This window comes from Clostridium neuense (assembly GCF_045310695.1).
GTDB lineage: Bacteria > Bacillota > Clostridia > Clostridiales > Clostridiaceae > Clostridium_S > Clostridium_S neuense.
In genome coordinates, this window is record NZ_JBJIAA010000030.1 from 1 (window position 1) to 23,967 (window position 23,967).

The window sequence follows — 23,967 nt, forward strand, 5'->3', positions numbered from 1 at the left end:
AATAGAATTTCTTCTATTCAAAAGAATTGCTGGTTCATTATCTCTTCTCTGTTTAATTTTCAAAGTTCAATGTGCTGTCATCAGACAGCTTATTTATAATATCATCTTTACGCATATGTGTCAACTACTTTTTTGTATTATTTTTTTGTTTTTGTGCAATAATATATAAATTAATTAATTTTCAATAATAAATTGCTAAGTATTTCAATGGTTTCAATAACTTTTTGTCTGGCCCAATTATAAATTTCTCGTCCTTCATAATGCCTATAATCACATTCTAAAGCATTTATTAAGAATAAATATAAATCATACCACTTTGCACGAATTTTTTGTGTTTCAGTTAATTTTCCTACCCCATATCCCCTATAGAAATTCTCGTTATAGCTATATGATCTAAATCCAGCTTCCATAAGTTCATCTGCCCAAATACACCTTTCAAAATCAATAAGTCCTGTTATTTGTCCGTTTTTAATAAAAACATTTCCTGCCCATAAATCCCAATGAACAAGCTTAGGTACCTCTACCTCTTCGAATATTACTTTATATCTCTCTATTAGTTTTCCTATCGTATCATATTTTGTTCCAATATCAATATTTAGAGCTTTTGCATCATTAATAACATCACTTATCATGCTTGAAAAAACCTCATACCAATTGTTGCCTTGTTTATTAGCTTGACTATAATATCCAAATTTTTTGCCTCTTATATTGTTAATTCTCCTATTAAGTCTTCCCAATTCATAATAAATATTGTTTTTATCTTCTACTCTAATTTCCTTTGAAATAGAATTTAAACTGTTTCCCGGAATTTTAGACATAAAGAAATAATCAGCTTTACATATACTATGGCTGTTATCATAATAAAGAACCTCTGCAATAGGCAAATTTGTTTTTCTTTTAAGCATATTCATAACATCTATTTCAGCAAACATTATGTTTTTCTCATAAGTCATAATTAATGCATCTTCAGGTGGTGAAATCTTCAATATTACTTCTTTTTTAGAAGTAATTTTGATAATTTTATTTCATACGCTGCATTAAAAAATCCTTCTTTTAGCTCCTGTATTTCTACTGCTTTCACTTCGCCAAATGCTTTACAAGCCATTTTGTTAATTATTTCATCTGATTGTTTGTTTTTTGTAGAGCTTTCCATATCCATACCTCCAAAGCAAATTGTTTAACTGTTATCTAAAAAAGTTATACGTGTCAAATCAAATACCTATATACCATTCTTAAGCTTCAAGAGTTCTCATCCCTTCACTGCCTTACAATACATCTGAACAATTATATTAGTTTTTCTTGTTTAAAATATAAAATTCAACAAGCACATGGTTAATCAATGAAACTCAACCATGTGTTTATATGCTCTATTATAAAAATCCTTGTTCCTACAAATATTCCTACCTAAAATTCCGTAGGCACGGAAGAATTTCTTCCTTATACCACCGTGGGAGCGAAGTAACAATGCTGAAGGAACAATTTAAAAAAATCCTAATAAATCTTGGCTCGAAAATCCTAAAATCCTTAGATATTTCAATCTGTCTGAGCATATGCGAGTTATTGAAATATCTTAAAATTTTATGCTGTTCCTGCAAAGATTCTCATCTGAAATTCCGTAGGTACGGAGGAATTTCTTCCTTGTACTACCATAAAAATGAAATAACAGTGTTTTAAAAACAATTTAAATAAAATTTTTATAAATCTTAGAGCCTAAATCGTAAAAACCTTAGAACTTTCAATTTGTCTGAGCGTATGCGAGTTATTGAAAGTTCTTAGATTTTTAGGATTTAGGCTCTTAGATTTATTAATTTTATTTAATGTTTTAAAACACTGTTATTTCGCGTTTTTTCTTACTTAAAAGGATTTTCATCTTTGTATAACATGTTTGCAGGTTGGTTGAATCCAACATCTTCTATCCCTAACATTTTCATTACAGCAAATAATACTTTTCCTGTGTGTTTGAATGCTATTCCAGCATGATGTGGGTATCTCTTTCCTACAAGTATATGTCTGTAGAATCTTCCCATTTCATTTACTGCAAATATTCCGATTGAACCAAATGATTTAGGATCAACGTCTATTACTTCACCTTCAGCTATATAACTTCTTAATGTAGCTCCAGCTGTTGATTGTAATCTAAATAAAGTTATTTCTCCTGGTTTTATAGCTCCTTCTAAAGTTCCCCTTGTGATATCTGGTTCCTTATCTGGTTCAAGACCTCTATGCATTATACGTTGGAAATCCATTGCAGCATATTTCATGCAAGCTTTAGCTGTGTTTCCGCAGTGGAAGCCCATGAATAAATCAGTTAGCTTGTATCCTTCGAATGCTTTGCTGTTTTCATCGTACATATCCTTAGGTACAGTATTGTTTATATCAAGTAATGTTGGAGGATTTTGTGTAGCACAAGTGATTATATATTCAGTTACTGCTCCATATATATCTGTTTCACAAGCTACTGGAATTCCTCTTCCTGTTAATCTTGAGTTAACATAGCAAGGAACAAATCCAAACTGAGTCTGGAATGAAGGCCAGCATTTGTTAGCGAAAACTACATATTCTGAAGCTCCTTTATTTGCTTCTGCCCAGTCAAGAAGTGTTATTTCATATTGAGCAAGTCTTGGTAATATTCCTGGATATTTGTTTCCTGTTCCAAGTTCTTCTTCCATTTCTTTTACGATTGCTGGTATTCTTTCATCACCTGCGTGTTCATTGAAGCTTGCAAATAAATCAAGTTCTGAGTTTTCCATTATTTCTATTCCTAAATCATATAATGGTTTGATTGGTGCATTACATGCAAGGAAATCCTGTGGTCTAGGTCCAAAGCTCATAACCTTTAATTTTGAAAGACCTAATACTACTCTTGCTATATTTTCAAAATCAGCAATCATATCAGATATTTCTGTGTCTGTTCCAACTGGATATTCTGGAATGTATGGTCTTAAATGTCTTAAATCAAGGTTATATGATGCATTAAGAATTCCGCAATAAGCATCTCCACGTCCATCTATAAGATCTTTTCCTGTTTCTTCTGATGCTCCAACATACATAGCTGGTCCATTAAATTTTTGTCCAAGCATTGTTTCTGGGCCTTCTGGTCCAAAGTTTCCAAGATAAACTACTAATGCATTAACTCCAGCAGCATTTACCTCATCCAAAGCCTTTAGAACATCCTTTTCATTTTCTACAGCAGTTTTTGCTTCAAAAATTTCAATTCCTTTTTCTTTACATGATGCTACAATTGCAGCTCTTCTTCTTTCACTTAATTGAACAGGGAAACAATCTCTACTTACAGCCACAATTCCTAATTTTACTTTTGGTATGTTTAACATTAATAATCACTCCTCAAAATAATTTTTATTATTATATGCACATTTATATATCATCAGCTTGTACAACGTTTTCATTGTACGTATATATTGTAATGTGAAATCAAGTATAACCCAGTATTGTCAACTGTTAAACTTGTATGCACATTTTCTAATTACAAGTATACATTTATTGCTGAAAATGTCAATATCATTATTAAATACTTACTAGATTTTTATTAATTTAGAGATTCACATCAATAAAACCTTAAATATATTTTAATTTAATCCATGAAATTTATTACTTTAGCGAATCTTATTTTACTTTTCAATTTACATAAAATAAAAGCGACCAAACTTTGCTTTCTTTAACGGGTAAACACCCTTCCAGATATTCTTATCAGTTATCCAACACAATGTCACTTCTGTAATATGAACCTTATATTATCTAAGTCATGAATTCACCTCCTCTTAATGATTATTCTTACTAAATTTTTAATTTAAAATATTGTCCATAAAGCTTATTTGTGACATTTCTTAAAATCGTTTACACAATTATTGACCCTCGACTTATTAGGATTAAAATTATAGATATTCCAAAATACCAAGTTTATTTAGGATATAAATTAATTTTGTGTTCTTAATTATTTATCCTTAACTCTATTATACATTATAAAGCAACTTTATTAAAGTATTTTATAAAGTTTTTTTTAATATTTTATATATATTTATAAACAGCTATAAATAATTAATTGAAAATAAGCCACAGAAGGCAACCATATGCTTATAAATCAGTTCTTCAAAAATCAATTTAAACTATACTATTACCTTCGAAGCTAATTATATTAATAAGCCATATGGTTTATGTTTAGTCACATAAGGTTACCATCAAAGTGGTTCCTATGCCCTCTTTACTTTCTATTTTGCAAAAGCCTCCATGCAATTTTATAATATCATTTGCTATAGCCATTCCAAGCCCAGACCCCTTTGAGTTTGAAGTTGTATTTGTTCCCCTATAATACCTTTCAAATATGTGATCAATATCCTTTTCTGCTATGCCCTTTCCGTTATCTCTTATGACTATTTTAATAAAATCATCCTTTTTATCTACCTTTACTTGTATATTTGATTTATTATCATTGTACATTAAAAAGTTAGTAATAAGGTTCGTAAATGCCCTTTTCATCATAAGTTCGTCTATATTAACAGTGATAGCTTCATAATCACTGTAAAAGCTTATATTTCTATCTTTAAATTCTGGTGTTGAATGCAGCTCATATATTATCTCCTTAAGCCATTCATTAAAATTGATGCTTTCTCTTTTAAGCGCTACACAGTTATTTCTAAGTTTATAGCTGAAATTCAAATCGCTAATAAGTTCCTCCATATATAAAGACTTTTCATATATTATATTTGTATATTCTTTTATTTCATCTTTTTCAAATTCATAGCTATCATCCTTTAATATTTCTGCAAACCCTTTAATTGAAGAAAGTGGAGTTTTCATATCGTGACTTATAGATGCAATCCACTCGTCCCTTAATTTGTCCATTTTCTTCTTTTTTATTTTGTTTTCCATAAGTATCTTTGAAAGTGTATTTAAATTTTTAAACACATACTTATAAATTCCCTTTTCATCTTCATACTCTTCATAATTTCCATTAGATAACCTCTCTATATGTCCAAGTACTTTTTCAAGAGGCTTTCCAACCTTACGTGCAAAATGTGCATATCCAAATATTAATATTACTATTAAATTAACAGCAAGTATTAATAATATTCCTCCACCTATTATCCACCTTATATTATGCGGATTATACTCTACATTGTATTTCGCAATTTTGCTTATAGGGAATCCTACAAAATATGAAAGTTTCCTGCCATCATCAAAAGTTTTTTCACCTATAAACAAAGTTGAATTAACAGTGTCATATTTATAAACATGGATAAATTGTATAGGGCTATACTTAGTTGGAACATTTTTGGGCTTTTTATAATCATAAACTTCTATTAACTTATCATCTACTATTTGAAGCCATGCACCTTGCTTTTGTAAAACTTCTTTTCCTTCTTTATTTATATATGGTTTACTATTTGTAAGTTCAATATATTTAGAAATACTGTTTGTGAACTGCACCGGATTTTGAGTTAAAGTTGGTCTATAATTGGTTATAATCATCATCAAAATCATATCTATTAAAAATACTATTGTAAATAATAATATTGCGCTCTTAGTAAAAATGCTTGTAAATTTTATATAATTAGACGGCTTACTTTTCATATTTTTTAACCCTTTCTCTAAAGTTTCATTTTATATCCGAGACCTTTAACCGTTATAATGTACTCTGGATTTGATGGGTCTTCCTCAAGCTTTTCTCTAAGTTTTCTCATATGCACCATTATGGTATTATCGTAACCAATATAATCTTCTCCCCACACTTCATTTACAATTTGCTCTTTAGATAATATTGTATTTTTATTTTCAGTTAAATACTTTAATAACTGCAGTTCCTTTGCCCTCAAAACAATGCTTTCTCCATCCTTAATAACTTCTCCTTTTTTAAAATCAATAGTAAAAGCTTTAGTTCTTACTATATCCTCCTTTTCTTCAAGAGACTTTTTCACTATATCAATTCTATTAAGATGCGCCTTAAGCCTAAGTGCAACCTCCTTTGGCGAAAATGGTTTTGTTATATAATCATCTGCACCAAGTCCAAGGCCTATTATTTTATCTTCATCTTCACTTTTAGCAGATAAAAACAATATGGGAGCCATAGAAAAGCTTCTTATTTGCCTAAACACTTCAAACCCATCTATATCCGGAAGCATTATATCCAAAACTATAATATCCGGAACAAAGCTTTTACACAAACTTACTCCTTCCGTGCCGCATGCGGCAGTCTTTACGCTATTAAAACCCTCTTTTTTTAAAACAGCCCCTAAAAGTTTCAAAATACTTTCTTCATCATCTATTAAAAGAACTCTGTTATCACTTATATTCATAAAAACACTCCTTCTATATAAATAATATTATATTTCTCCCCCTTCTTTCAATTGATAATCAAATATTTAAGGTTCATTTAAGGTTGAGATTAAAAAGAGATAAGGTTATAACATTATACTTTATATCAAAAGGAGCGATGTTAATGAGTAATTATGTTGTTGAAGTTAATAATTTAAGCAAAACTTATAAAGGTTTTAAAGCCGTAAATGGAGTGAATTTAAATATTAAAGAAGGAAGGATTTATGGTTTTCTCGGTCCAAATGGTGCCGGGAAATCAACTACTATAAGAATGATTTTAGGACTTATAAAAAGCTCTTCTGGAAACATAAAAGTATTTGACAAAAGCCTCAAACAAAATAGGAGCAGTATACTTAAAAATGTCGGTGCATTAGTAGAAGCCCCTTCTTATTATGGACATTTAAATGCTTATGAAAATTTAAAAATATGGGCTGCTATAAAAGGTGTAGACAAAGAAGCTATTGATAATACTTTAAATTTAGTTGGCTTATATGAACACAGAAAAAGAAAGGTAAGTAAATTTTCCCTTGGAATGAAGCAGCGTCTTGGAATAGCACAAGCCCTAATAGGCGATCCCGAACTTGTAATACTTGACGAACCTACTAATGGCCTAGATCCAATGGGAATAAAGGAAATTAGAAATTTAATTGTGGATCTTGCCAAGAATCATAACAAAACCATAATTGTAAGTTCTCATATTTTAAGTGAAATGGAACTTATGGTTGATGATATAGGAATAATAAATAGGGGTAAGATTCTCTATGAAGGCTCACTTTTAGATTTAAAAGCTAAATATGATTCAAATCTAAGCCTTGAAGATATCTTTCTTGATTTGACAGGAGGCAAATAAATGGAAGCATTTTTATGTTTAAAATTAGAATTTATGAAATTTAGGAAAAGCTTTTTGAAATTTATATTTATTTTTCCTGCTGCTTTATATATATCAATATTATCTATTGGACTTCACTTTAAAAGGGCAAGCTTTTTAAAGTATGGCAATTTAAAAGACGGTTTTTCAGGGTTACTTTTAGCAAATCATTTAATGCTTTTTTGGCCTTTTATACTTCTTTTATGCGTAATATCCGTAAGTATATATTTGTTTTATATTGAAACTGCAAATAATTCTTTGACCTCTGTATGTTCAAGCAAGCTTAAAAGGAGCAGTATATATCTCGGAAAATGGATGCTTTTAATTTTATCGACTTTCCTTCTTATACTAATTGGTGACCTTGCTTTAGCAGTTACAGCAAAGCTTTTTAATATTCCTATGAAGGAAAATGGACTACTTTTTAAATATACTTGTTTTGAATTTCTTTGTTCTTTTGGACTTATAAGCTTCCAAATGTTTTTGACTTCGCTATTTAAATCTATAGAAACCTCTGCTGTTATTTCCCTCATAGCTGCAGTTGTATTTAATGCTATTGGTGCTGGTAAAGATTTAGTACCTTATATACCATATTTATGTTTCACAAACTCAACACCTTTTTCCAATACGACAATCTTAAGAAAGACCATTTTGGTATCTTTAATTTATTTCATTGTATTTTTAATTCTTGGTATTATAAACTTTAATTTTAGAGATATAAGGGAGTGATTGGCTTATGTTTAAACTTATAAAATGTGAATTTTTAAAATTGAATCATATGATCAGTATAATAATATCCTTCTTATTTCCACTCTTATGCATAATAATTGGATTTATTAATATTAATAGCGGTAAAGTAAAAATCTCAGGTGCAGATCAAATGTGGAATGCTATTTATGTACAAAGTGCCTCTTTATATGGTGGAATCTTATTTCCTGCATTTCTCTGCATTATAATTGCAATGCAGTGGAGAGTTGAATTTAAAAATAACAATATAAATAATCTTTTAATAACCGATATTCCTCAAAGCCATATTTATCTTAGTAAAATAATAACTACTTTCCTAATAGCCACTTTAAACATTATTGTATACATTGCAATTATCTTTACAGCTGTAAAAGTATTTTTGCCAAAGGAATCGGTAAAAAGTTTCGTATTTTATGCGCCACTAATCGGACTTATATGTTCGCTGCCTTTAATATGTATTCAACACTTTGTAAGTATGAACTTTAAAAACTTTGCATTGCCACTAACTGTAGGAATAATTTTAAGTTTTCCCAATGCCATAATAAGCTGTTACAGTTTTTCTAAATTTTTTCCTTACTCTTATATTTGCAGGGGAATGTTTTTTAACGTATCAAGCGACTTAACCGTAAAATTTGAAAATTGCATATTTGTATATGGAACACTATTATTTATAGCACTAACTGCTGCTGGAATAAAGATATTTAAAAGTAAAGATTTTCGTTAAAATAATCTTCTATATGAATATATGACTTTATTGATGTTAAAAATTTTGTATATACTTTACAATATCTATATAAATTATGTAAAATATTTATATATAAAGTAAATTAAGAGGGGATTAACTATGCAAACTGCTGTTACATTCACAATTATTAATTTAATAATTATTTTAGTCTTTTTAGTTATGGGAATTTACGGCTTTGTACTATTTGTAAAGCTCGCTAATCGCGGCATTAAAGCACTCGATATTTATATAAGTGAAAAGTCTAAAACTAATGACAAGGAATAATATTTTTCAGCGTTAAATACCATCAATAAATCTTACAACTTAATACTATATATTGAGGCATAATATATTATAAAAATTAATCAGCTACAAAAATTCCATCTAAAATTCCGTAGACACGGAGCACTTTTTTCCTTATACCACCGTAAAAGCCAAGGAACAGTGCTGAAGGAACAGTTTAAAAAAGTTCTAATAAATCTTGGTAAAAAAATCGCAAAATACTTAGATATTTCAATCTGTTTGAGCCAAAGGCGAGTTATTGAAATTTCTTAGTATTTTGCGATTTTTTTATCTTAGATTTATAGAATTCTTTTAATGCGACGAAGTACTGCTCCTTCGCCTATTTCATTTCAACTTTGTATTTATTTTTAAGCTGATCAATATACCAAGTATACTTCATGCTTTGTCTTTCCTGAATTAACCTTTTTCTTATGCCTTCTTTTACACTCTCAAAGTCCATTGGTGCAGCTGGTATTTTATTTTCAACTTTAATTAAATGATATCCAAATTGAGTTTTTACAGGAGCACCAACTTCTCCAATTTCTTGAGAAAATGCTGCTTCTTCAAACTCCGGAACCATTTGTCCCTTTGAAAAAGCTCCGAGGTCTCCGCCCCTTTCTTTTGATGGACAGCTTGAATATTCTTTAGCTGCATCTTCAAAGGTTTTTCCTTCTTCTATCTCTTTCTTTATTTTTAAAGCTTCTTCTTCAGAATTTACAAGTATATGTTTTGCGCTTATCTTTTCTGAATCTTGAAATGCTGCTTTATTTGCTTCATAATATCTTTCAACTTCTGATTCTGCAACAGCCACTTCGCTCATAACCTTATTTACAGCCATTTGAGTAAGTATTTGTTTTTCAGCTTCTGCCATTTGCTTTTTATAAAACTCATCATTTGTAAGTCCAGATTCTTTTGCGTCAATATAGATAAGCTCAAAAGAAATAATTTCTTCTAAAAGCCTTTTTTTACCATCTTCACCTTGAAAATATTGCTTTCTATCTTGTGGAAACCTCTCTGCAATTTCGTTAAGTTCTTTTTCTGTTATTTCTCTTCCGTTTACTACGGCCAAAACTTTTTCTTCCATTTATTATCTCCTCATAAACATATAATTTAAGTTAAACTTAGTTTAATAATAACATTAACATTAATTTTTATCCACCTTTATTTTATTGATAGTTTGTGCGTAAAATCTACACATGTCCGTGCAATAAATACATTTTGAATAATAATTCAACACAAATGTATATTTTATCAATCTTTTTTGATTACAAAAATGGCTATTTTACTTGCCTTTCATCATTAATTAAGTTATTGCTATTTACTTTATAAATTACCATAGTATAATATATAAATAATCGTTAAAAGATTTAAACAAACACACATATTTATCTTATTAGGGGAAGTTTTATAGAAATCAAACAATATTAAAAAGGGTGGTTAAGATGAACAGGCTCATAGTAACAAAATTTGGCGGCAGCTCTCTTGCAGATTCAAATCAATTCAAAAAAGTTAAAGCAATAATAGACGCTGATAGTAACAGAAAATACGTTGTACCATCAGCTCCTGGTAAGAGAAACAGTAAGGATTATAAAATTACTGATCTCCTATACCTATGTCATGCCCATGTGCAAAATGGAATACCTTTTAATGATGTATTCAAACTTATATCTCAAAGGTATAAAGAAATTGTAAATGAGCTTAATATAGATATAAACATAGATACATATCTTGAAAAAGTAAGAGTAGACATAGAAAATGGTGCCTCTAGCGATTACGCTGCCAGCAGAGGAGAATATCTTAATGGTGTAGTACTTGCCAAATATTTAGGTGCTGAATTTATAGATGCAGCAAAAATAATATTTTTTGATGAATCTGGCAATTTTGACGAAAACAAGACATACAAAAGCATAAGAGCAACTGTTTTAAAATACGATAAAGCAGTTATCCCTGGCTTTTATGGCTGTGATGCCGATGGAAATATAAAAACTTTTTCTCGCGGTGGCTCAGACATAACAGGATCTATTATTTCCTCAGCTATAGGTGCTGATCTATACGAAAACTGGACAGATGTTTCTGGATTTTTAATGGCTGATCCTAGAATAGTTGAAAACCCTAAAACCATAGAAAAAGTAACTTATAAAGAACTTAGAGAACTTTCTTATATGGGAGCAACAGTTCTTCATGAAGAGGCAATATTCCCAGTGCGTGATGCAGGTATCCCTATAAATATAAAGAACACAAATAGACCAGAAGATGCTGGAACTTTAATTGTAAATGATACTGAAGAAGCTACTCGTTTTGGAACTATAACAGGTGTTGCAGGAAAAAAAGATTTCACCGTAATTGCAATAGAAAAAGCTCTCTTAAATTCAGAAATTGGATTTTGCAGAAGACTACTTTCAATACTTGAAATGTATGGAATATCTTTTGAAAACATGCCTTCCGGAGTAGATTCCGTTTCACTTGTAATTGAAGATTCGCAACTAAAGGGCAAATGTGAAAAAGTAATAGATGAGATTAAAAGACAATGCAGCCCAGATTCAATAGAAGTACATCCTAATATGGCTCTTGTTGCTACAGTTGGACGCGGCATGGCAAAAAGTACAGGTATAGCATCAAAAATATTCTCTGCACTTTCAAGCGAAAGGGTTAATATTAGAATGATAGATCAGGGTTCCAGCGAAATAAACGTAACTGTTGGAGTAGAGAATGCTGATTTTGAAAAAGCTGTGAAGGCTATTTATAACACTTTCAATTAAGCTTTGTTAAATAAATGCAAAAATTAATATTCTTTTAAAATATAGCTTTAGCTAAAATAAATCAACTTAAATAGCCTGTATTAGCGATTTTAAAAATTGCTAATACAGGCTATTTTTTAGGCAGCCTTTCTTGTAAATTAATCATATTAACTAAAATTTCTTTTTGATACGTTTACCTTTTCTCTTATAAAGATAAATTTTGTTTGATACCCCCAACCATAAATAGTATAATTTTCTTATGCCAATTTTTTTAATAATATAAAATATTTATCCACCTTTCCAGAGTTTTTGCTCGAAAATTGTATTTTTGCTAAAAAAAAAAGAGGCTTACGCTAATTTCTTAGTGAGACAACCCCATAAATTAAATTATATAAGGAGGAAAATTTATGAAAGCTGCTTTATGGTACAACAGAAAAGACGTAAGAATAGAAGAAACAAAAGATCCAATAATCTCATCTGACATTGTAAAAGTTAAGGTTAAATGGTGTGGAATTTGTGGATCAGACTTGCATGAGTATCTAGCTGGTCCTATATTAATTCCAGTAGAGCATCCTCATCCTTTAAGTAAAACTACTGCTCCTGTTATATTAGGTCATGAATTTTCAGGCGAAGTAGTTGAAATAGGTGAAAACGTTAAAAACATAAAAGTCGGTGATAGAGTAGTTGGAGAACCTATGGTAGTATGCGGTAAATGTCCAGCATGTCTAGAAGGGAAATACAATTTATGTTGGTCCGTTGGAGCATATGGAATTTGCGGCACTGGAGGAGGCTTTGCTGAATATGCATCACTTCCAGAAAGATTCATACATAAAATTCCAAATGAGCTTCCCTTCGATAAAGCTGCATTAGTAGAACCAATCACAGTAGGAATGCATTCTATAGATAGAGCAAACTTTAAAATCGGAGAAACTGCCTTAGTCTTAGGCGCTGGCCCTATAGGCCTTGGTACAATAGAATGTCTTAAGGCTGCTGGTGCAAGCTTCGTAGCTTGTCTTCAAAGGAAATCTGTAAGGCAAGAATATGCTAAAAATGCTGGTGCTGATATAATTTTAGATCCAAATGAAGTTGATATACCTTCTACAATAAAAAAGTTAACCGGAGGTAAAGGCGTTGATGCTGTTTTTGAAACAACTGGTGCAGAATCATGCTTTTTAGCAGGATTAAACAGTTTAAAATCTGACGGAACATTAGTAGTAACAAGCATCTGGGAAGATAGTATTAAATTGAATCCTAATCTATTTGTATTTACTGAGAAAAAAATTGTTGGAACTATGGGATATAGAAATAACTATCCTTCAACTATTTCACTTATGGGTAACGGAAAAATAAAAGCTGATGGATGGATTACTAAAAAAATTCACCTAGATGATCTCGTAAAAGAAGGATTTGAAATATTAGCTGGTATAGAAAAAAAGAAGCATATAAAAATATTAGTTACTCCTGATAAAAACTTGTTATAAATTTTCACAAATTGGTGTTATTTGTTTTTATTTATCACTTTTTATTTATTTAGGAGGAATTTTATATTTTTGTGTAGAATTATAATTATATATAAAAATATACTTAAGTGTAAAGGAGATATATGATATGAGTAATAATGTAGTTGAGAATATCGATGGTTCTACTGTAATCAAAGATAAAGAAGGTAAATATGAACTTAAAGCAGATCCTATAAAAAACAGATTGTATCAAACAACGGTTGGACTATGGAAGGAAGCAGATATTGAGAGATTTACAGAAGATGTAATGGATAAAATGATTCCTGTGTTCAAAGGACATAAATGGGCCTGTGTAACAGATGTAAGACAATTTAAAGCATCTGCAATTTCAGAAAAACTGAATAACCTTTTAGAAACTTGTAAAAGTAAAGGTTTTTTTGGAGGCGCTATAATAGTTGATAGTGCTGTTGTTAAAATGCAATTAAATATGGCTTCTAAAAAATCTGGACTTGCTCAAAAGGCTTTTACAGATACTAAAGAATGTGAAGAATGGTTAGATTCACAAGGATACTAAAAGAGAAATTTCAAAAGAGCTGGTGATTAAATGTTTAGGAATACTTTAATAAAAGGTATCGAAACTTATCTTCCTGGAGATAAAATAGGGAACGAAAAATATATAGAACATTTTGATAAGCAAGATATAGATATTAGAAATCTCTTGGCTTCGATAAATAGAAAATATAGATACAAAGCTTCCGATGATGAAAATGTAATTACAATGGGAACTAAAGCATCTTTAAAAGTACTTAAAAATTTTAATGAAAAAGTTGAAGATATAGATATTATAATATTTGCTTCTAATACTCCCGAGTACTTAACTCCATCTAATGCTATAAAAATACATCATTCAATAGGAGCAAAAAATGATGCATTGGCTTTTGATGTTAACGCTGATTGCATGGGAGCAATACTTGCTATAAATTTAGCAAGTACACTTTTAAAGGGGAATCCTAAATATAAGAAGGCTTTAGTTGTTGCAAGTACATTAATGAGTGTCTTTTCTAGACAAGATGACGCTCTTTCATATGCTACTATGAGTGATGCTGCTGTATCTATTCTTTTAGAAGCTAAAGAAGAAGAATCAGAAAGGGGTGTATTATCTACAGAATGCCAAACTGATTCTAGATTTCATGGTGCCACTCAAAATCCAATACATGGATTTTCAAGCTACTGGAGATCAGCTTCAACCGATAAAGAAGAAGGTAGATTAAAATCTTATCCTTTTGATACATCTGAATATCCAACTATATGGGCAAACATGATAAAGAATGTTATTGCAAATGCAGGATATAAAATAGCTGATGTTAAATTCTTTATTATGTCACAGTTTGTTGAAAAAATGATAGTAGATACTTTAGAAAAGGCGAATGTTGAAAATTACAAAAATAAGTATAACTTCCTTACTCCTGAAATAGGATATACAGGCTTATGCTGTGAAATGTTCGCATTAAAGGATGCTATTGATAAAAAGCTTATTAATGAAGGTGATCTCATAGTATTAGGGGGAACCGGGATAGGCAGCAGCAATATGATGATGTCTTATAAACTTTAAGACATACTTAACTTCACAATATTAATAAAATAGGTAACTACTTTTATCACAAACTAAAAGTAGTTACCCTATTTTTATTCGTTCTTTAAAGATTCTACTCTATCTATTATAGGCGGCAATTCCAATTATTAATTTACTAACTAAATTATTTTTCTAGATTACTTTTTAGCTTATTTGAATTATCAACGATATATTGTGAAAGTTCATTTATTTCTTTAATTCCAGAAGCTAACTCATCTACATTTTCTTTAATTGTTTCAATACCAGCTGTTATCTCCTGCATTCCTGAAGATTCCTGCATAGTTGTAGAAGCTATTTCTGAAATATTTTCATGTAATTCATCCATATATTTTGCTATACCTTTACTTGATTCATTTTGTAATTTAGTACTTTCAGTAATAGAATTAGAATATTCATAAGTTTTATTTACTACCTCTATTATATTTTCTATAGATGTTCCGCTTGCCTGTACTAAATTTATTCCTGATTTAAGTTCTACTAATCCTTCTTTTGACTTATCTACAGCCTCATTAATTCTATTTTGTATATCTATTATTAACTTGCTTATTCCGTCAGTTGCATTTTTACTTTTATCTGACAATTCCTTTATCGATTTAGCTACTACTGCGAACCCCTTACCATATTCACCTGCTCTAGCAGCTTCTATACTCGCATTTAGCCCAAGCATATTAGTTTGGTTTGTTATTGCATTTATCATATCTACAATCTTACCTATTTCTTCTGTAGCCCGACCTAAAGCTGTCATATGGTCTACTAGATCCTTACTTTTGTAGATACATTATTCATTGCATTTATAGCATTGGTCACTACTTTTTTTCCATCCTCGGCAACATTCTGAGCTTTTTGAGATTCATTCGTCATATTTCCTGAGGCTGCTGCAACTTCTTCAATTGATTCAACGAGTATTTCAACAGAATTTTTTACGCTGGTAACAAATTCAGACGATTTTTCTGTATTTTGAGAAGTTTGCTGAACACCACCAGATATCTGTTGAAGTGCAGCTGAAAACTGTTCTATATTTGCTGCTTGGCTATCGCTAAATTCAGATAACTGAGATAAAGCAGCTGATATTTCCTGTCCATAATCATCCAAATTGTTACAAAGTTCAATATTTATCTCACTATTATCATTCTTTTCAATGATTTTCTTAGCATCTTTACTCCTATGTTCTACCTTGTCATCTTTTCTTCTGTTTTTCTCAAATATTTTCAAATTTATTCCCCCTAATTTTTATTTATAAATTTAATATAAAGCTATATAAAATCCAGATGAGCTTTATTCAAAACTACGCAAGTTTGCAAGATGATAAACTAAAAATTTCTTTAACATAAATCTAGTAACTTTTCGCTCTTAATTCTCTTCTGGAATAATGACTTCATTCCCTTATTTTCGATTTTTTTTCTTGTTAATTAATATAAGCATTAAAATACTGTAAATAGCGACAATTATTTTTAAAAATTTATACAAAAATATATATTTATAGGATTTATTTAACATTGTATATAATATTAGTACCAAATTTTTATAATAAAATCAATGCTAAATTAAATAATATATAAAAATTTTTTAAAGTTTTATATATATTAAGTATAAATCATCTTGTTTCCTTGTATGTTTTTACTTTTTATGTAAATTATAAAATTATTACGAACCCCCACCTCATCCGAATGTTTATTTTATTTGTTCTTTTCATTGGTTCTCCTATTAACAATTCAATATATTCTTTTACATAATTTGCTGTATTATCGTTAACCTTACAGCTGACTTTTTATCTATTTTACAACCACAGTCTTATTTGGAGTTGTGCAAAACGTTTTCAGATGGTGTTCTAAAAATTACCAAAATCCTAATCTAAAAAGATTCTAAAATAAATAAAGGGTTTAACACTACTTTGCACATCAAAGGCGAACAAAGCGCGTTAAATCCCTTCGCTACTAGCTTTCTTTTTAGTTAAAAAGCTAGTTACTATTTTCCACAGCTCCTATAATATATTTTAAATAAAATTATTATAAGTAAATTTAAATATATATTCCACGTTACCTTTTCTTTCCCGTTAAAAAATCGTATATAAAAACCGCAACCGCAGCTACTAGTAACCAATGTATTAAAAATCCACCTATTCTAAATACAAGTCCTAACACCCAAAAAAATACTATTATCCCACCTATAGTTCTAAGAAGTTTCATTTTCTGTTCCTCCTTTCCTTATCTTATGAGTTTTATGATATTATTATAATACAAAGGTGGTGAATTTTCATGACTAAAATAACAATTGTCGAAGATAATTACGAACTAAGTTTAATTATGAAAGAAAACCTTGAAAACATGGGATTTGACTGCGAGATTATAAAAGACTTTAAAAATATTGAAAATGAAATATATCAAAACTGCCCTAACTTAATTTTACTAGATATAAACTTACCATATAATGACGGATACTATCTATGCAGAAAATTAAGAAAAACTTCTGATATACCAATCATAATAGTATCTGCTAAGGATAAAGAAATGGAACAAGTCATGGGTATAGAACTTGGCGCAGATGATTATATAACTAAACCCTTTAGTTTTGAAATACTAGCGGCAAAAATCAAAGCAGTTTTACGAAGAGTTTATGGTACTGAAAAAGAAACGAGTAATGAATTTTATACCATAGGAAAACTTCTTTTAAATGAAAATACTTTTAAGCTTACCTACAAAGATAAATTTGTTGAACTTACTAAAAATGAATTTAGACTACTAAAAAAGCTAATGCAAAATAAAAACAAAATAGTTACAAGGGAAACTCTTATACAGGATTTATGGGACTCTGGAGCTTTCGTTGATGATAACAATTTGTCTGTAAATATCACACGAGTTAAAAATAAGCTTGGAATAATAGGTTTAAAAGAAATTATAAAGACCAAAAGAAGTGTTGGTTATATGCTTGATTCTAACGTAATTGAAGGTGAACAAGATGAATAAAAACTCTCAAATTTCATGTTTTGTTAAAGACAAGCTGTCCTTAACAACCTTTTTCTTTCTAAACAGCTTTTTTATAATATTATTTTTTAATCTTCTAAATAAAGAAAAGCCTGAGATACTGTACCCTTTAAGTATTTCTATTTTCCTATACTTAATTTTTATTTTAATAGAATGGCTTAAATATAAGGGTTTTATCACAAACCTAAACGCTATAATAAAAAATCCTTACTATAATATTTCAACTAGCATTCAAAAACAAAAGTTAACCTTGTACGCAATTAAAGGACTTCATGAGAATTACATAAGGGAATTAAAAATAACCAGAAGTGATATAAAAAAAGAAAGAGAATTCATATCTCAATGGATTCACAATATAAAAGGAAATTTAAATGTTATAGATTTAATTGCAGAAAAATCAACTTTACCTATAAAAAGTCAAACAAAAAAAATATATTCAAGCTTAGACAACATACTTACAATGTTCAGACTCAACCAATTTTCTAAAGATTATATACCCCAAAGATTAAATCTTACCCAATCACTAAAAAAAGTCATATCCGAAAAAAGCGATGAATTTATATATAACAATGTTTATCCAAAATTTCAGTTCCACTCTGAAGATATATGGATACTTTCAGATGAAAAGTGGAACGAATTTCTCATAAGCCAAATAATATCCAACGCAATAAAATACTCAAAATCACAAAAAACTAAGTACATATATTTTATTACAAAAGAAATTAAAAACAAAATTTATTTAACCATAAAAGATGAAGGCATTGGAATACCTGCCTGGGATTTAAATAGAGTATTTGATGCATTTTTTACAGGAGAAAACGGTCGGAAATGCAAAAATTCAACAGGAATAGGTTTGTACCTTTGCCATACCATATGTGAAAACTTAGGTCACACAATAAGTATAACCTCTGAAGTTTCAAAGGGCACTGAGGTTACCATTTGTTACCTTGCAAAAATGAAAGATTAATAAAAACCACTTCAATGGATACTTATATAGATATCATTTAATATATATGATGAAAGCAGGTGAAATCATATTATGAGTATATTAGTTACAAATAGCCTTACTAAAGTTTATAGTGAAAAAATTAGTGCAAATGAAGTACATGCAGTAGAAAATGTAAGCCTTAAAATTGAGACTGGAGAGTTTGTTGGTATTATGGGGGCTTCTGGAAGCGGCAAAACCACACTTTTAAAGCTTCTTTCTGGTATAGAAATCCCCTCATCCGGAACAGTTAAAATTAATAATGAAGACATAAATAAATTAAATGATGACGATTTATCACTTTTTAGAAGGCATAAGTTAGGTTTCGTTTTTCAAGACTTTAATCTTATGGACAGCCTAACTCTAAAAGAAAACATTATGCTTCCAATGATTTTAGATAAAAAAGAAGAAAAACTTTTAAACCATAAATCTGACGAACTAATGAAGATTTTTGATATTTATAAGATAAAAAACAAATACCCAAACGAAGTTTCTGGTGGACAAAAGCAAAAAACCGCTGTATGTCGTGCATTAGTTAATGACCCACTACTTGTTATGGCCGATGAACCAACCGGAAATCTTGATTCAAAGTCTTCTAATTCAATTATGAATTGCTTTAAGAAAATTAATGAAGATAACAAAAGTACTATAATAATGGTTACTCATGACCCCTTTGCCGCAAGCTTTTGCAGTAGAATTATTTTTATTAAAGATGGCATGACAAGCACTGAGCTTATAAAAAAGCATACTAGAAAAGAATTTTTAGATACAATCCTTGATTATGAAGCCATCTTGGGAGGAGGCTCCTATGAACTTTAATTACATCTTAATAAAAACCTTTAAAGCAAATTTGAAAAAATTTTTATCTTATTTCTTATGCTGCAGTTTTTCTATAACTGTATTTTTTATGTACACTACTTTAATTTTAAACAACGACATAAACCAAAGGATCAGTAATTTTGGCAAAGAATGCGCAGCTATTAAAACAATGATATATTCTTCATTAATTGCTCTTATACTATTTTCTATAGTTTTTATGAGTTATTCCCATAGCTCTTTCATTAACTGCAGAAAAAAAGAATTTGAGCTTTATTCAGTACTTGGAATGAACAAGCATGATATTAAAAAATTAATACTATTTGAAAATTTACTTATTGCTGTTTTTTCCATGCTCACCGGCTTGATTTCCGGTTCTGTTTTTGGAAGACTTTTTTTCATGATAGTCACTAAAATACTAAATCTTAATGTTTTAGCCTTTAATCTTAGTTATAAAAACTATTTGCTTACTACATGTTCTTTTATAGTTATTTTCATTGTAGTCATAATTGTAAACGGATTTATTTCAAACAAAATAAATGATATAAGTAAAAATGCTTTTATAAAATCAAGCGGCTCAAGCTATGCTTATTTAGCAGTATTGGGATTATCTACTGTGATATTATCATATGTGATAATGTGCTTTTCAAAAAATAATAGACTAATTTTATCCACAGTATTATGCTTTTTAGGAACTTATCTGTTGATAACTTGCCTTGGAAATCTAATTTTGTGGATAAGTAAAAAGAAAAACAGCTTTTATCACAAAAACCTATTGGCTATCACAGAGACAAGCTATAACTTTAATCAAAATAAAAAAATAATATTTGTACTTTCAATTTTGAGCTGTATTGCAATTTATTTCATTGGACTTGCTTACTCTTCTTACCTTGAGACACCAAAAGAAGTAAACATTGAAAATCCATATGATTTAGTATACGTTGAAAATTCTAGTACTCCAATAGACTTGGTAAATGCTAATGACATCGCAAACGAAAAAAAGCTAGAATTTATAACCCTGAATTTAAGAAGCAAATCCTCAAAGATAAATTTAATATCTCAGAGCCAGTTTAATAGCTTTGCAAATAAAAATATACATGTAAACAGTGGACAATTTGTAACTCTAACTTCTCGTAATATGCCAGAAAGCTCACCTTGGTATAATGGAAATATATTGCTATCTGATGATTTTAATAATAAATATGAATTATCCTATTCCTATGAAATCTGGCAAATTATAATAAATCCCAATGTTTTAAGTATGCATATGCTGATTATAAACGATGCTGATTACACCAATATAATAAAAAATAAAAGTTCTAATTTTATAAAAACCTACCATGCTATAAACTTAAAGAATTGGACTATGGGTATGAAGTACGAAAGGAATTTAAATAATTCTGCAAAAGTAGCTTCAAAATACGAAGCTTACGAAATTTTAAAAGCGCAAAATCTTTTCTTTTTATTTATAATGCTTTTTATTGGAATGTTATTTTTTATATCCTGCGGCTGTATTTTAAGTTTTAAATTATTTTCAGAAATAGACTACACATTGGATACTTACAATAAATTACGTGGAATTGGCATTACCGTTTTAGAGATGAAAAAACTTATATCATTTCAGTTTAAAATTATATTTTTTGTACCAGCTGTTTTAGGAAGCACTCTCGGATTTTCATACATCCTTCTTCAAATGAAAAGAAGTTATTTTAAACAAGCTTTAGTACTTGATTCTTTAATAATTATATTAATATACCTATGCTTTCAGTTTATTTACTACTGCCTTACTGAAAAAAAATATTTTCAGAAAATTAAACTTTTCAGAAAAGTAATTTGAGTCTCAATCTCAAATTACTTTCTAAAAAGTTATGCAAATCCATCTATTGTCTTTCCATTGTCTGAATCATCCTTTACAGCTTTACCTTCAGCTGTATATCCATCCGTGTCACCTTTATCTTGCTCTTTATTAATTTTATCTCCTAAATCTATCGCTTTTTTCTCTAGTTTAGCCACCTTACGAGTTATTGAATTTGTACGTGCCTCATCTCCAGCCGCAAGCTTTCTCTTTCTCGCAGCTCCTTTATAATCTCCTAAGCTGTCATCAACATCAGCATCTGACTTAAGCACTGCTGATTCTCCTTTTAAATGTTTTCCTAAACTACCTACTTTGCTAATTTCATTATATACACTACCATACATTAATACTGAATCTTCATTCGCACTATTTTCATTATTACCATTTATTTTACTATTATCATTCACATTATTATCATCTGTTTTATCTGTTGATTTACTTACCTGCAGTTCTTGAATTTGTGCTTCAATTTGTTCAATTTGCTCTTGCAAAGGTTTTATTTGTTGTTGTATATCGGCACTACCTGTCTTACCAGAACGTATTTCTGAAATCTGCTTTTTTAACCCATCTTCCTGGCTTTGAAGTGATTTAATCTGATTATCAGTATCATCACTTGATTTGTTTTTAGTTGGTATATAATTACCATGAGTTACATTTGAAATGCTAATCGACATAATAATCCCTTCTCATTTATTATTTTATTACAATATTATAATCGTAGAGTAATTACATTTATTTATACCAACAACTTACCAAATTTACTTTTTATAACTCTAGTTGTCACTATACTCAAAATTCCATTCCTTAAGCAGAACTATTTTAGTTTTATGCAAAAGCTTATATCCAAAGTATAGAACTTAACCTTAAATTTTAATTTTTACATGCTTCTAAATATATTTTTTAACCAAAAATAAGATAATTTTTATAGTTACTTTATAATTATTTTATTTATCATCGCTATAATAAAAATAACAAATCGAACGGAGGTAAGTAAAAGAAAAATGAAAAAATTATTATCAATTTTAATAGCAACTAGTATTTCTATAACTGCACTTTCTGGATGCAGCTCTAAGACAATAAATGCCCAATCTTCTAGTACCACGCAAACGCATAGACGCTTTAATCCATCATCTATAAAAACAAGATATGCGAATGTATTAAAGACTTTAGTAGCAGATAAAACAATAACTCAAGAGCAGTCAGATAAAATTCTCGTGGAAATTACAAAAGAAACATCTAATAGGAAACAAAATAATAAAAATCAAAACAATCGACAAAAAGGTATCAGAAGTGGTACTAGAAAAAATCAATTAAGTTCCCTTGTAACCAGCGGTGTAATTACGCAAGCACAGGCAGATGCAATAAATCAAAAATTAAAAAACAGCAAAAAACAATAGTATTTTATAGCTTAAAGAAAATGCAGCGTATATTTTATTTAAAATAATAATATTTTGATAACTCAGTCACTTTCCTGCATAAAAGGTTATAATAAAATAACCGATATTATATACGAGGGGTGTTTGTCATGGAGTTGTCAAAATTAAAAGTTCAAAACAATCTTGAATTTAAACTTAAAAATATTAAAACAGACTGCACTTATGAATTTCATTCTAAGGATGAAGCTAAGGAGAAGCTTGAAAAAAACATAAGCAAATTAATTGAACTTCAGGGTAAGCTTTATGCACAAGGTAAATATGGCATATTAATAATTTTTCAAGCCATGGATACCGCAGGAAAAGATGGAGCCATAAAACATGTAATGTCTGGTCTTAATCCCCAAGGTACTAGTGTTTTTAACTTTAAGCAGCCTTCAAATGAAGATCTTAAGCATGATTACTTGCATAAGGCTTTCATACACTTGCCACAAAGGGGACAAATTCAAATTTTTAACCGTTCTTATTACGAGGAAGTTTTAGTCGTAAGATTACATAAACTTTTACAAAATGAAAACTTACCCAAGGAACTTATTACAGATAACATATGGCAAGATAGATACAACCAAATAAATAATTTTGAGAAATATTTATTCGATAATGGTATAATTCCAATAAAAATATTTCTTCACATATCTAAAGAAGAACAAAGAAGAAGACTTCTAGCTAGAATAGATGATAAGAGTAAAAACTGGAAATTTTCAGAGGCTGATATAAAAGAAAGACAATATTGGGATGAGTATCAAAAATACTATGAGGAAACAATTGCAAACACAGGAGCAAAGGTGTCCCCTTGGTATGTAGTTCCTAGCGATAAAAAATGGTTTGCACGTCTTGCAATATCTGAAATCATAGTAAAAACTTTAGAAAAATTAGATCTTGAATATCCTAAATTAAATAAAGAGCAACTAGAAAACTTACAAAAATACAAAGAAGAACTGGAGAAGTAGCAATGCTTCGTCGCATTAAAAGAATTCTATAAATCTAAGATAAAAAAATTGTAAACTCCTAAGATGTTTCAATAACTCGCTGTGAAAAAATGCTCAAACCTGCTAAGTAAAGTCAAGTGTTTTTCTTAAAAAATTTCAGAGAAATTTTTTAAGAAAATAGGGTAACTT

Annotated in this window: 24 protein-coding genes; 14 read left to right on the forward strand and 10 right to left on the reverse strand. The window is 29.5% G+C overall.

The genetic code is table 11. From position 1 onward, the window contains the following. Window positions 1-170 precede the first annotated feature (170 nt). The 5 genes from ACJDT4_RS22765 to ACJDT4_RS22785 form a co-directional block, all read right to left on the reverse strand. Window positions 171-986, reverse strand: a complete 816-nt coding sequence (locus ACJDT4_RS22765; protein ID WP_406789915.1) for a phosphotransferase family protein — start codon at window positions 984-986, stop codon at window positions 171-173. 2 nt (window positions 987-988) lie between these two features. Beyond that, the gene (locus ACJDT4_RS22770; protein WP_406789916.1) at window positions 989-1,153 is read right to left on the reverse strand and encodes a hypothetical protein; all 165 of its coding nucleotides are present in this window, start codon (window positions 1,151-1,153) and stop codon (window positions 989-991) included. Window positions 1,154-1,850: 697 nt separating this feature from the next. Further along, a complete protein-coding gene (locus ACJDT4_RS22775) occupies window positions 1,851-3,332 on the reverse strand; it encodes an L-fucose/L-arabinose isomerase family protein (RefSeq protein ID WP_406789918.1) in 1,482 nt (493 codons plus the stop codon). Between the two features lie 844 nt (window positions 3,333-4,176). Continuing rightward, window positions 4,177-5,589 carry a sensor histidine kinase gene (locus ACJDT4_RS22780; RefSeq protein ID WP_406789919.1) on the reverse strand — a complete coding sequence of 471 codons (1,413 nt, stop codon included), beginning with the start codon at window positions 5,587-5,589 and terminating at the stop codon, window positions 4,177-4,179. A gap of 17 nt (window positions 5,590-5,606) precedes the next feature. Continuing rightward, a complete protein-coding gene (locus ACJDT4_RS22785; RefSeq protein WP_406789920.1) occupies window positions 5,607-6,311 on the reverse strand; it encodes a response regulator transcription factor in 705 nt (234 codons plus the stop codon). Window positions 6,312-6,454: 143 nt separating this feature from the next. Between ACJDT4_RS22785 and ACJDT4_RS22790 the strand changes: the two genes are divergently transcribed. From ACJDT4_RS22790 to ACJDT4_RS22805, 4 genes are all read left to right on the forward strand, one after another. Beyond that, window positions 6,455-7,180 (forward strand): ABC transporter ATP-binding protein, encoded by a 726-nt coding sequence (locus ACJDT4_RS22790; RefSeq protein WP_406789921.1) that lies wholly within the window; start codon window positions 6,455-6,457, stop codon window positions 7,178-7,180. Continuing rightward, window positions 7,181-7,924 (forward strand): ABC transporter permease, encoded by a 744-nt coding sequence (locus tag ACJDT4_RS22795; RefSeq protein ID WP_406789922.1) that lies wholly within the window; start codon window positions 7,181-7,183, stop codon window positions 7,922-7,924. A 7-nt stretch (window positions 7,925-7,931) separates the two neighbouring features. Then, window positions 7,932-8,666: an ABC transporter permease gene (locus ACJDT4_RS22800; RefSeq protein WP_406789923.1), complete on the forward strand. Its 735-nt coding sequence runs from the start codon at window positions 7,932-7,934 to the stop codon at window positions 8,664-8,666. Window positions 8,667-8,786: 120 nt separating this feature from the next. Continuing rightward, complete coding sequence (locus ACJDT4_RS22805; RefSeq protein ID WP_406789924.1) at window positions 8,787-8,951, forward strand: hypothetical protein; 165 nt, start codon at window positions 8,787-8,789, stop codon at window positions 8,949-8,951. Between the two features lie 337 nt (window positions 8,952-9,288). Here the strand turns inward: ACJDT4_RS22805 and ACJDT4_RS22810 are convergent, their stop codons facing one another. Next, window positions 9,289-10,032, reverse strand: coding sequence for a peptidylprolyl isomerase (locus ACJDT4_RS22810; RefSeq protein WP_406789925.1), 744 nt, complete (start codon window positions 10,030-10,032; stop codon window positions 9,289-9,291). Between the two features lie 358 nt (window positions 10,033-10,390). Here ACJDT4_RS22810 and ACJDT4_RS22815 point away from each other — a divergent pair, with 358 nt between their 5' ends. The 4 genes from ACJDT4_RS22815 to ACJDT4_RS22830 all read left to right on the forward strand — a co-directional run bounded on the left by ACJDT4_RS22815 (window position 10,391) and on the right by ACJDT4_RS22830 (window position 14,758). Beyond that, the gene (locus tag ACJDT4_RS22815; protein ID WP_406789926.1) at window positions 10,391-11,707 is read left to right on the forward strand and encodes an aspartate kinase; all 1,317 of its coding nucleotides are present in this window, start codon (window positions 10,391-10,393) and stop codon (window positions 11,705-11,707) included. 386 nt (window positions 11,708-12,093) lie between these two features. After that, on the forward strand, window positions 12,094-13,167 hold the full coding sequence (locus ACJDT4_RS22820; RefSeq protein WP_406789927.1) for a 2,3-butanediol dehydrogenase: 1,074 nt from the start codon (window positions 12,094-12,096) through the stop codon (window positions 13,165-13,167). A 127-nt stretch (window positions 13,168-13,294) separates the two neighbouring features. Next, complete coding sequence (locus ACJDT4_RS22825) at window positions 13,295-13,720, forward strand: hypothetical protein (protein WP_406789928.1); 426 nt, start codon at window positions 13,295-13,297, stop codon at window positions 13,718-13,720. A gap of 30 nt (window positions 13,721-13,750) precedes the next feature. After that, window positions 13,751-14,758 (forward strand): 3-oxoacyl-[acyl-carrier-protein] synthase III C-terminal domain-containing protein, encoded by a 1,008-nt coding sequence (locus tag ACJDT4_RS22830; protein WP_406789929.1) that lies wholly within the window; start codon window positions 13,751-13,753, stop codon window positions 14,756-14,758. A gap of 145 nt (window positions 14,759-14,903) precedes the next feature. On the opposite strand, the gene ACJDT4_RS22835 is transcribed toward ACJDT4_RS22830, so the two are convergent. The 3 genes from ACJDT4_RS22835 to ACJDT4_RS22845 all read right to left on the reverse strand — a co-directional run bounded on the left by ACJDT4_RS22835 (window position 14,904) and on the right by ACJDT4_RS22845 (window position 16,965). Continuing rightward, window positions 14,904-15,524: a methyl-accepting chemotaxis protein gene (locus tag ACJDT4_RS22835; protein ID WP_406789930.1), complete on the reverse strand. Its 621-nt coding sequence runs from the start codon at window positions 15,522-15,524 to the stop codon at window positions 14,904-14,906. 8 nt (window positions 15,525-15,532) lie between these two features. Further along, entirely contained in the window at window positions 15,533-15,991 is a 459-nt protein-coding gene (locus ACJDT4_RS22840; protein WP_406789931.1) for a methyl-accepting chemotaxis protein, read from the reverse strand. 824 nt (window positions 15,992-16,815) lie between these two features. After that, on the reverse strand, window positions 16,816-16,965 hold the full coding sequence (locus ACJDT4_RS22845; RefSeq protein WP_406789932.1) for a lmo0937 family membrane protein: 150 nt from the start codon (window positions 16,963-16,965) through the stop codon (window positions 16,816-16,818). A gap of 69 nt (window positions 16,966-17,034) precedes the next feature. Here ACJDT4_RS22845 and ACJDT4_RS22850 point away from each other — a divergent pair, with 69 nt between their 5' ends. The 4 genes from ACJDT4_RS22850 (at window position 17,035) to ACJDT4_RS22865 (ending at window position 21,398) form a co-directional block, all read left to right on the forward strand. Next, window positions 17,035-17,742 (forward strand): response regulator transcription factor, encoded by a 708-nt coding sequence (locus ACJDT4_RS22850; RefSeq protein ID WP_406789933.1) that lies wholly within the window; start codon window positions 17,035-17,037, stop codon window positions 17,740-17,742. Further along, on the forward strand, window positions 17,735-18,727 hold the full coding sequence (locus tag ACJDT4_RS22855) for a sensor histidine kinase (protein ID WP_406789934.1): 993 nt from the start codon (window positions 17,735-17,737) through the stop codon (window positions 18,725-18,727). The genes ACJDT4_RS22850 and ACJDT4_RS22855 overlap by 8 nt, the downstream gene beginning before the upstream one ends. A gap of 72 nt (window positions 18,728-18,799) precedes the next feature. After that, entirely contained in the window at window positions 18,800-19,564 is a 765-nt protein-coding gene (locus ACJDT4_RS22860) for an ABC transporter ATP-binding protein (RefSeq protein WP_406789935.1), read from the forward strand. Continuing rightward, the gene (locus tag ACJDT4_RS22865; protein ID WP_406789936.1) at window positions 19,554-21,398 is read left to right on the forward strand and encodes an FtsX-like permease family protein; all 1,845 of its coding nucleotides are present in this window, start codon (window positions 19,554-19,556) and stop codon (window positions 21,396-21,398) included. The genes ACJDT4_RS22860 and ACJDT4_RS22865 overlap by 11 nt, the downstream gene beginning before the upstream one ends. A gap of 29 nt (window positions 21,399-21,427) precedes the next feature. Here the strand turns inward: ACJDT4_RS22865 and ACJDT4_RS22870 are convergent, their stop codons facing one another. Further along, window positions 21,428-22,090, reverse strand: coding sequence for a FlxA-like family protein (locus ACJDT4_RS22870; RefSeq protein ID WP_406789937.1), 663 nt, complete (start codon window positions 22,088-22,090; stop codon window positions 21,428-21,430). A 327-nt stretch (window positions 22,091-22,417) separates the two neighbouring features. On the opposite strand from ACJDT4_RS22870, the gene ACJDT4_RS22875 reads away from it, so the two are divergent. Together ACJDT4_RS22875 and ACJDT4_RS22880 are read left to right on the forward strand one after the other, a co-directional pair. Continuing rightward, entirely contained in the window at window positions 22,418-22,813 is a 396-nt protein-coding gene (locus tag ACJDT4_RS22875; RefSeq protein ID WP_406789938.1) for a hypothetical protein, read from the forward strand. 128 nt (window positions 22,814-22,941) lie between these two features. Next, window positions 22,942-23,799, forward strand: coding sequence for a polyphosphate kinase 2 family protein (locus tag ACJDT4_RS22880; RefSeq protein ID WP_406789939.1), 858 nt, complete (start codon window positions 22,942-22,944; stop codon window positions 23,797-23,799). The last annotated feature ends 168 nt before the right edge of the window (window positions 23,800-23,967 follow it).